The sequence below is a fragment of the Kocuria oxytropis genome, assembly GCF_040981195.1.
Lineage (GTDB): Bacteria > Actinomycetota > Actinomycetes > Actinomycetales > Micrococcaceae > Kocuria > Kocuria oxytropis.
This window is the reverse complement of record NZ_JAVFXA010000007.1, coordinates 204,527-212,858: the sequence shown is the minus strand read 5'-3', so window position 1 is coordinate 212,858 and position 8,332 is coordinate 204,527. Positions and strand designations below refer to the sequence as shown.

At 67.4% G+C, this 8,332-nt stretch carries 10 protein-coding genes; 8 read left to right on the top strand and 2 right to left on the bottom strand.

Annotation, left to right across the window (positions count from 1 at the left end; genetic code table 11):
• Positions 1 to 719: (Fe-S)-binding protein (locus QYM41_RS09600; RefSeq protein WP_368799508.1), on the bottom strand; the 719-nt coding region annotated here is incomplete at its 3' end.
• A 443-nt stretch (positions 720 to 1,162) separates the two neighbouring features.
• Here QYM41_RS09600 and QYM41_RS09595 point away from each other — a divergent pair.
• The 3 genes from QYM41_RS09595 to QYM41_RS09585 all read left to right on the top strand — a co-directional run bounded on the left by QYM41_RS09595 (position 1,163) and on the right by QYM41_RS09585 (position 4,405).
• On the top strand, positions 1,163 to 2,950 hold the full coding sequence (locus tag QYM41_RS09595) for an L-lactate permease (RefSeq protein WP_368799507.1): 1,788 nt from the start codon (positions 1,163 to 1,165) through the stop codon (positions 2,948 to 2,950).
• Positions 2,951 to 3,097: 147 nt separating this feature from the next.
• Positions 3,098 to 3,811, top strand: a complete 714-nt coding sequence (locus tag QYM41_RS09590; RefSeq protein WP_062735556.1) for a FadR/GntR family transcriptional regulator — start codon at positions 3,098 to 3,100, stop codon at positions 3,809 to 3,811.
• Between the two features lie 342 nt (positions 3,812 to 4,153).
• On the top strand, positions 4,154 to 4,405 hold the full coding sequence (locus QYM41_RS09585; RefSeq protein WP_058872649.1) for a hypothetical protein: 252 nt from the start codon (positions 4,154 to 4,156) through the stop codon (positions 4,403 to 4,405).
• 62 nt (positions 4,406 to 4,467) lie between these two features.
• Here QYM41_RS09585 and QYM41_RS09580 read toward each other — a convergent pair whose 3' ends face one another.
• Complete coding sequence (locus tag QYM41_RS09580; RefSeq protein WP_368799519.1) at positions 4,468 to 5,058, bottom strand: recombinase family protein; 591 nt, start codon at positions 5,056 to 5,058, stop codon at positions 4,468 to 4,470.
• A 237-nt stretch (positions 5,059 to 5,295) separates the two neighbouring features.
• Here QYM41_RS09580 and QYM41_RS09575 point away from each other — a divergent pair, with 237 nt between their 5' ends.
• From QYM41_RS09575 to QYM41_RS09555, 5 genes are all read left to right on the top strand, one after another.
• Positions 5,296 to 5,763, top strand: a complete 468-nt coding sequence (locus QYM41_RS09575; protein ID WP_017831926.1) for a hypothetical protein — start codon at positions 5,296 to 5,298, stop codon at positions 5,761 to 5,763.
• Positions 5,760 to 6,071, top strand: a complete 312-nt coding sequence (locus QYM41_RS09570) for a winged helix-turn-helix domain-containing protein (protein WP_017831925.1) — start codon at positions 5,760 to 5,762, stop codon at positions 6,069 to 6,071. The genes QYM41_RS09575 and QYM41_RS09570 overlap by 4 nt, the downstream gene beginning before the upstream one ends.
• Before the next feature lie 233 nt (positions 6,072 to 6,304).
• Positions 6,305 to 6,505, top strand: coding sequence for an antitoxin (locus tag QYM41_RS09565; RefSeq protein ID WP_017831924.1), 201 nt, complete (start codon positions 6,305 to 6,307; stop codon positions 6,503 to 6,505).
• Positions 6,506 to 6,874: 369 nt separating this feature from the next.
• Positions 6,875 to 7,267 (top strand): large conductance mechanosensitive channel protein MscL, encoded by a 393-nt coding sequence (gene mscL / locus QYM41_RS09560; protein WP_031282206.1) that lies wholly within the window; start codon positions 6,875 to 6,877, stop codon positions 7,265 to 7,267.
• 605 nt (positions 7,268 to 7,872) lie between these two features.
• Positions 7,873 to 8,292 (top strand): hypothetical protein, encoded by a 420-nt coding sequence (locus QYM41_RS09555; protein ID WP_336650179.1) that lies wholly within the window; start codon positions 7,873 to 7,875, stop codon positions 8,290 to 8,292.
• Positions 8,293 to 8,332 lie beyond the last annotated feature (40 nt).

Here is an 8,332-nt window from a genome sequence, read left to right as displayed (position 1 = left end):
AAGTGCACGGTGGCCGGCCCGGTGTCCCGGCGGTTCATGGCCCCGCCCAGGTGCATGAGGCAGGAGGCGTCCCCGCCGGTGCACAGCTCGGCGCCCGTGGTCTCGATGTTGCCGATCTTCTCCTCGGCCATCGCGGCGGAGACGTCCGGGTTCTTGAAGGAGAAGGTGCCGCCGAACCCGCAGCACTCCTCGGCGTCGGGCAGGTCCACGAGGTCGATGCCGTCGACCGAGGCGACGAGGTCCTTCTGCCGGTCCCCCAGGCGCAGCAGCCGCATCCCGTGGCACGACGGGTGGTAGGTCACCCGATGCGGGAACCAGGATCCCAGCTGCGCGGCCGCGTCGCGCACGCCGAGCACGTCGGTCAGCAGCTGCGAGAGCTCGTAGGTGCTCGCGGCGACCGCCGCGGCGTCCCGGGCGAGGGCCTCGTCGCCGCCGGCCCGGGCGATCATCGGCTGCTGGTGGCCGAGCGACGCCACGCAGGAGCCGGAGGGGGCCACCGCCACGTCGTAGTCCGCGGCGGAGAAGGCCTTGACGTGGTTGCGGACCACGGGCAGGGCGTCGTCGAAGTAGCCGCTGTTGACGTGCATCTGGGAGCAGCAGCCCTGACCAGGCGGGAACACCACCTCGTGGCCGAGCCGCTCGAGCACCCGCACGGTGGCCAGCGCGACCCGCGGGTACATCGCGTCCACGATGCACGTGGCGAACAGGGCGATTCTCATGGGACCTCCGGGGGACAGGAGAACAAGGACGAAAGAAGAAAAAGGGTCGATGCGAGAACACCGCACCACCTGTGGTCTGACCATAGTAGGACTATGAGCCGCACCACACAACCAGGGCGGCAGGCGGCGAAAACATTGCGCCGAAGGGTTGGTGGTGTGACCTGGGTCATGTACTCTTTGTGGTCAGACCATTGTGGTCCGACCATACGGTGATGGCCTGTCTGGTTCTTCTCGCACCGGGGTGTGGGGAACCCGACCGGCCACCCGACAGACACCAAGGTCTGTGCTGCTTTTCCGGAACTCATCGAAAGGCGCATCGAGGCCACCGGGGACGGGACGAGCTGCGCGTCGCGTCCCGGAAACCTTGACCCAGCCCGTACCACGCACCCGGCCCGCCCCGTCACCCGTGATCCTGCGGGGCAGGGCCCAGAAAGGATCTGTCAATGGACAATCTCGCTGTTCTGAGCCTGTTGGCTCTGCTGCCCCTGCTGTTGGTGGGTGTGCTGTTGGCCGGGTTCCGCTGGCCGGCGAAGTTCGCGATGCCGGTGGGCTACTTCGCCGCCGTCATCGTGGCTCTGGTGGTGTGGCAGATGAGCTTCACCGGGGTGCTGGCCGCCACCGTCGAAGGCCTCATCGTGGCCATCACCATGCTCTACATCGTCTTCGGCGCCCTGCTGCTGCTCGCCACCCTCACCGTGGGCGGGGCCATGGCCACCATCCGCGCCGGCTTCAACAACATCTCCGCCGACCGGCGGATCCAGGCCATCATCATCGGCTGGCTCTTCGGCTCGTTCATCGAGGGCGTCTCCGGCTTCGGCACCACCGCCGCGGTCGTGGCCCCGCTGCTGCTGGCCATGGGCTTCCCCGCGATGGCCGCCGTCATGATCGGCCTCATCGTCCAGTCCACACCGGTCAGCTTCGGGGCGGTCGGCACCCCCATCCTCGTCGGGGTCGCCAACGGCCTGGGCGGGGACCCCGCGGTCGCTCAGCGCGTCGAGGTCCTGGGTGTGACCATGCCCGAGTTCATCAACTCGATCGGCTTCTACACCGCGGCCATCCACGCCATCGTGGGCATCCTCATCCCGCTCATCCTCGTCACCCTGCTCACCGGCTTCTTCGGCCCCGAGCGGCGCTTCCGCGACGGGCTGGCCGTGTGGCCCTTCGCCGTGTACGCCTCCCTGGCCATGACCGTCCCCTACGTGCTGGTCGCCCGCTTCCTCGGCCCCGAGTTCCCCTCCATGTTCGGCGGGCTCCTCGGCATGGTGCTGGTGATGTACACCTCCAGCCGCGGCTTCCTCATGCCCAAGGACACCTTCCAGTTCGGCCCCCGCGCCGACTGGCCCACCCGCTGGATGGGCACCATCGAACCGGCCGAGGCCACGGACGTCTCCACGCACATGAGCACGGTCCGCGCCTGGGCCCCCTACGCCCTGATGGCGGGGCTGCTGGTGGCCACCCGTGTCATCGCCCCGCTGAAGGAATGGCTGACCGGTCTGGCGATCCCCTTCGAGAACATCCTGGGCACCGAGATCACCACCACCGTCCAGCCCTTCTACCTGCCCGGGTTCGTGCTGATCCTCGCCTCGGCCTTCGCCTACCTGCTGCACCGGATGAACTCCCGCGAGATCGCCCAGACCCTCAAGATCTCCGCCGGCCAGCTCGCCGGCACCGCCGCCGCCCTGCTCTTCGCCGTGCCCCTGGTCCGGGTCCTCATCCAGTCCGGTCCGGCCCTCAACGAGTCCGGGCTCTCCAGCATGCCGGTCACCCTCGCCGAGGGGGCCGCCGCGATCTCGGGCAGCTCCTGGCCGGTGATCGCCCCGTGGATCGGCGCGCTGGGTGCCTTCGTGGCCGGGTCCAACACCGTGTCCAACCTGACGTTCTCCCAGTTCCAGTTCTCCACCGGAGCCGCGATCGGTCTGGACCGTCCCGAACTCGTCGTGGCCGCCCAGGCCGTGGGCGGGGCCGGAGGCAACCCGATCGCGATCCACAACATCGTGGCCGCCTCGGCCACCGTGGGCCTGCTCGGGCGTGAAGGTGATCTGCTGCGCAAGACCATCATCGTCACCACCTACTACTGCCTCGCCGGCGGCGCGATCGCCTACCTGTTCATCCACGGGGTGGGCCTGAACCTGGGCACCATCATGCTGGTGGCCCTCATCGCCGGACTGGCCCTTATCGCCGCCCGACTGTGGCGCCAGGACGCCCCCACCAAGAACGAACTCCGGGTTTGAGCCCGGCACATGGGGCCGGGCTCATGACCGGCGCCGGCCCCACGCCTGCTGCACCCCGGGGGCTGCACCCGACTGATCCGGTCGGGTGCAGCCCCCGGGGTCTCTCTAGAATGGTTTGGTTCCCCATCTACCCTCCAGGAGCCCCTCGTGCCCGCGCCCACACGCACCTACACCCTCGTCCTCGACTGGCTCGAAGAACGACTGCGCTCGGGCGAGATCTCGGTGGGCGACAGACTGCCCGCAGAGCGCCACCTGGCCGAAGAGTTCGGGATCTCCCGCGCCTCGGTCCGCGAAGCATTCCGGGTCCTCGACGCCATGGGCCTGGTCCGCTCCTCCACCGGGTCCGGGCCCAACGCCGGGGCGATCGTCATCTCGGACCCCTCGGCCGCCCTCGGCTGGGCGCTGCGGATGCACGTGGCCAACCGGTCCCTGCGCATCGGCGATCTGGTGCAGACCCGGCTGCTGCTCGAAACCCAGTCCGCCCACGAAGCCGCCACCGCCCCGGACACCCCCGAGCGCACCGCGATACTTGACCAGGCCACCGAGCTGGTGGCCGCCATGGACGACCCGGACCTGCCGGACGAGCGCTTCCACGCCCACGACGCGCAGTTCCACATCCTGCTCGCCTCCCTGGCCGGCAACGTGGTGGTCGAGACCATCATGGCCTCGCTGCGCCAGGCCACCATCGGCTACGTCCAGGAGACCGTCGCCGGCCTGGCGGACTGGCCGCAGGTACGCCACACCCTCCAGGAACAGCACAAGAACATCCTGGAGGCCTTCCAGCAGCGCCGGGGCGCAGACGCCGCCGAAGCCCTGCGCCACCACATCATCTGGTTCTTCGAACTCAGCGATCACCGCTAAAGAGCGGCCCCCAGACTCCCGCACCACCCAGGACTCTTGACCGCCGCCCACCGAACGGTGCCACCAGCACGGGACCGCCCGAACGAGCCATCCCAGACCCACCCTGCCCGACTGCTGACGGACACCTCCAAAACCTCCGGCTCCAGCCGGCCGCGACCGGCCTCCGCCTCGTGCCGCCGTGGGGGACCCATACGCGTTCCAGGCCGAGAACACCCCGCGTCGACACCGCACCACTGAGCGCACCAGATCGGGACGACCACCCAGCATGTGCTCACCGCGTCCCGGCTGACCACCCCGAGGCCGCACCCCAGCCCATAGGCGCCGACGAAAGGCACCGCCACCATGACCAGCCCCGACCCCGTCCCCGGCCCAGTCCCAGTCCTCGTGGAGGACTGCACCGTGCTGCAGGCAGGTGATCGCATCGACGTCCACCTTGCCGGTGACCTCTACTACCGCGGACTCGTCGAGGAGACCATGCCACTCCTCCACGTGGTGTGGGCCCGAGAACTGGGAACCGGCGAACGGAGAATGTTTTCCACCGACGAGAACCGCATCTTCCAGCAACCACCCCCAGCCACCCCCGGAAAACTCTGACGGAGGCTTCTCCACGCGCCTACGCATCACCGACGGTGCGGTGGAAACACCACCACGCCCCCTCAGCCCGCCGGTGTCGACAGCTCTCGGACGCGCCGATAGAACGTCGCCCTGGACATCCCCAGATCGCAGACCACTTGGGTGACTGGCTCACCCGCCTCGACGAGCCGGAGTGCGTTGCGGATCTGGGAATCAGTGAAGACCGGACGACGCCCACCCAAGTCCTTGCCGGCAGCCCGGCGCTTGGCCACCGAGTCCGTGATCCGCTCCCGCTTGATCTCCAGCTCCATCTGCGCCAAGGCCGCCATCACGGTGAACACCATCGAGCCCATCGGGGTGTGAGTGTCCACGTCTCCCCCACCAAGATTCAACACCCGCAGACCGGAACCTCTGCTCCGCAGCGCCTCGGCAAAAGCCAACATGTTCTGGGTCGAGCGCCCCAGACGGTCCAGGGTCGTGATCACCAACGTGTCGCCCTCCTGGAGGGCGGCCACCGCCTTGTCAAACTGCGGACGCGAAGCATGAGCTCCAGACACTCCATGATCAACATAGAGGTCATCACGCCGCACGCCGGCAACCAACAGATCAGACACTTGACAGTCCGCGTCCTGCTGCCGCGTCGAAACACGTGCATACCCGATCAACTTCCCCACGTCCACCCCATCTGTCTCGCAACCAATGTCCACTACGCGATTCTGGGCACATAGATAAAGTACATGGTTGCAAGACTCAGCAAGTCGCGGGAATCCGCGAAAAATCACAACGGAAAAATTCCTGGGACGAGACGTCTCGCATCCCATGAGTTGGGAGGGGCGGTGGGCTGATGAGCAGCAATTGGTCCAAGGCACATACTTGTGAGAGTGGAAAGTATTTGCTTTGATCGTGATATCATGTCTTTTCTGCAGGAGGACCCCGTGGGCCATCACCTCACCCCCGACCAAGCCCGGCAGCGGCTGGACGCTATCCGGAGCCGTCCCCTGGTCACCTCCCGAGACCGTGCGGTGCATGCCGGGGCGACGGCGGTGTTCGGGGTGATCACGGTCCTCTACATGGCCGCCCAGAACATGCGCTCCGACCGGGTGAGCTATACCGTGGCCACCGCGGTGTTCGTGGTTGCCTGGGTGGTAGCGGTGTGCTGGATCGAGCGGGTGGCGCGGACCGTGCCGCGCCGGGCCAAGGCGTGGTCGCGGGGCGGGATCGCAGCCTCTTTCGTGCTGACGCTGACCGTGGTGCTGCCGTGGCTGAACCTCTCCGCCCAGAATTCCCCCAATACCTGGCCCATGGTCGCCGCCGGGGCGACCGTGGCCGCCGTTCCCGCTCTGGTGGCTGCGGTCGTGATCCGCTGGGGGGCCAGATGAGCACCAGGGCAGGACGCCACGCCCGGCACCGGCTGGACGAGCTCATTCACGCCCCGGTGCGCCTGAGCATCGTCGCGGCCCTGGCCCAGGTCGACGAGGCCGAGTTCGCCCGGGTGCGCGACACCGTGGAGGTCTCCGACTCGGTGCTCTCCAAACAGGCGGCCCAGCTCGAGGCCGCCGGCTACGTGAAGATCCGCAAGGGCTACGTCGGCAAACGCCCCCGCACCTGGCTCTCGCTCACTCCCACCGGGCGCACCGCCTACACCGGTCACCTCGAGGCTCTGCGCGCCATCGCTGAGGGCGTGTAGAGGTTCAGACGTTCCCTTTTCCGGAACAGGACAGCCAGGAGCAGCCACCTCATTTGCCCGGCTGGAGGGGCTGATCCCTTTTCCCTGACGAGTCATCGCGCACCCCTTACCGTGCGCACTTCCACACCCTGGGTCTTTTCGGCGATCGATTGACATGAATCGAAGCGGTGCTCCAGGCTGGGGAGTTCCCGGGCGGAGAGGATTCGCCCTGACCGATCGAGGAAGGAGTCAGCATGGTGGACATCGGAGGCTTTGCGGACAAGGCTAAGAATTTCGCCGGCGAGAACCCGGACAAGGTGGAGCAGGGCATCCAGCGCGGCGGCGACATGGTCGATGACCACACCGGCAACAAGTTCCAGGACCAGGTGGACCAGGCTCAGGAACACGCCGGCGGCCTGCTCGGCGGGCAGAACCCTGAGGACCAGCAAGGCTGATCCAGACGGGGTATCACGGGCCTCGGCCCCCCCTGGGGGGACCGAGGCCCGCGCCGTGCCCGCCCCCTTGAGCTCGAAGAACCGGCGCCCCGACCCGGGCACGGGAGGCGGATCCCCCGACATCGGGCCGACCCGCTGCTGCACACTCCGAGCCGGCTACTACCGCTCTCCCCGTCAAGACCCGCCCCCTGCACCCGGTGCCACCCCCCTGTCCACCCGCAGGAGACGGGCATACAGAACCCGTGGGTGCCGACAGTAGTGGCCGCTCAGACCGATATGCCGCCACCGGCGCATCGCAAGTTCTCGAAAGCGTCTCTAAAGGTGGATGGGAGCGGCTCCGGGGGAGCTCAACACCGGTAGTCTGAGCGCATGCTTAAAGGATTCAGAGAATTCATCATGAAGGGCAACGTCCTGGACCTCGCCGTCGCCGTGATCATCGGCGCCGCCTTCGCCCAGGTCGTCAACGCCCTGGTCGAGTCCGTGCTCATGCCCGCCATCTCCGCACTGGTGGGCTCACCCAACTTCGACTCGTTCGCGATGGTCACTCTCAACGGCAACGACATCAAGTTCGGGGTGCTGCTCACGGCGCTGGTGAACTTCCTGCTCGTGGCCGCCGCCGTGTACTTCGCGATCATCATGCCCATGAACAAGCTGATCGAGGCCCGCAACCGGCGCCTGGGCATCACCCCGGCCGAGGAGGAGGTCGACCCGCAGGTGCAGCTGCTCACCGAGATCCGCGACTCCCTCAAACAGCGCTCCTGAGTTCAAACCCATCCTTGACGGGGGCCTGTCCCTACCCCGGGGCAGGCCCCCCGTTCCTGTCCTCCGGACGAGGTGACACCCGTCAAGCCAGACCCGGACAGCAGTCGTCACTACCTCGCCCTGGTGAGCACCTCGACCCCATGAGCGCCTCGACCCTATGAGCGACTCGGCCCCGAGGGAGCGAAACCTCAGGCGCAAGGGATCCGATCTGGGAGTGCTAAGCCACAACCAACCACAGCGGCGCTCCACCGCACCGGAATGGTGTGGGGCGGGAACACCGGGCAGCCGGCGCCGCGCAACATCCTGTGACGCTGGCCGTGAGGGGCGCATTGGCTCCCGATCGCACCACCCATGGGGATCCCGCGACATGACCTATGGCCGGCATCACTCCCACACGAGTCGAACAGCCGACCCACCGTGGATGAGACGTCAAGCATCCCCTCAGTTGAAAGATGCCGCAGGTCACAAGGATCAGCGTGCTTCCCTCGGTGTCCGTGTGGTGTCTACCGTGGACCATCACCATCGGGTTTCGTCTTCGTCCGCAGTGGGGTTCATCCCTGGCCGCTTTCGCGACGTGATTCTTCACCAGCAACCAGGAAGCCGGCATGGACGCCTCTGCCTCCGGGACTCTCGCCGTTGAGCTGTACCCGCACTCCCCCGCCCACTGGGTCGCCACCTACTACCCCATGGTGGTCACTCCCGCGGGCCGCTGGGCCGATGTCACCTGGGTGCTGCACCAGTGTCTGATGCCCCTCGCCCGTTACCCCTTGACCTCGACACGGTGGTTGGAGCTCGGCAGCTCCGATCCGGCGCACCCGGGATACGACCGCCACCCGCTCTGGAGTGCGGCCCTGGCCGCCGGCTATGCCACCGCGCGAGTCGTGCACACCACCGAAACCGCGAACACCACCGGTGCGACTCTTTCGCCCGAGGAAACCCGGCAGCTGCGTGCGGCCACGACCGTGGTGCCGGCCGCACAGCTGACGGAATGGCTGCTCGACGATCTCCAGCACCTGGACTGCTGAAACCACCCCGATCACCTATCGACCGGCCACCAACCCCGAG